Raw genomic sequence first — 704 nt, 5'->3', positions numbered from 1 at the left:
GGATAAACAGTTCATTAAAAACAGTGTTAGATATGCCAAAGCCCAGGCGATAAAAAAATACGATAGCGTCAAACATGCTGCGAACTGGTTCGAATATTACTCAGGTGTGCTCTGGTCTATCGGCTGGGGGCTGGATCAGCCGCTGGTGGAAGTGGTCGACAAACAATTTTCCGGACGCGTCACGGAGGCATATCTGGATGTCATGTCCAGTAAAGTCGGGCGTAGTAAAGCTGCAACGCTTGCAGACGCTTTAAGCATGCTTGGGAACGACAATGTATTGCAAGGCTCTTTCGCTGCAAGAGTGAGAGAGTCTGGTGAGCTTGAGATTTTGCCCGCAGACCTTAACCCGGATGGTTCTGTGGGGATATTTATTAGCCATGTACGTCTTCTTAAACTTGACTGGGATACTGGTTTTTGGAGCGTGGGCCACTCGAAGGCACAATTGGATATCAGGATACGCGAATTCACCATTCGCCAACGAGATGTCGAGAGAAACCGTCAGGCGTTGCAGGACGCATTGGATGAGATGGAGGAAGAGGACTTTATCGATCTGCTATAACTAAGTTAATGCATGCCGTTTATTTAAAATGCGACAACTTCCCCTGAGGGGTAAATGCGGGTGATATTGTTTGATCAATAATAACTTGTTAAGTTTGTGTGTTCGGCCGCTAGTTAGATTGTTTTGGGTTGCGAGGTTTAAAGAG

At 46.4% G+C, this 704-nt stretch carries 1 protein-coding gene; it reads left to right on the top strand.

Annotated elements, in window-relative coordinates; genetic code table 11:
- The coding region (locus AC1DRJ_RS31020) for a hypothetical protein (protein WP_477805473.1) at positions 1 to 559 on the top strand (559 nt) is incomplete at its 5' end.
- Between the last annotated feature and the right edge of the window lie 145 nt (positions 560 to 704).

Source organism: Pseudomonas sp. P5_B2 (assembly GCF_056400445.1).
Note: the sequence above shows the minus strand (reverse complement) of the source record. Positions and strands in the feature narration are given on the sequence as shown.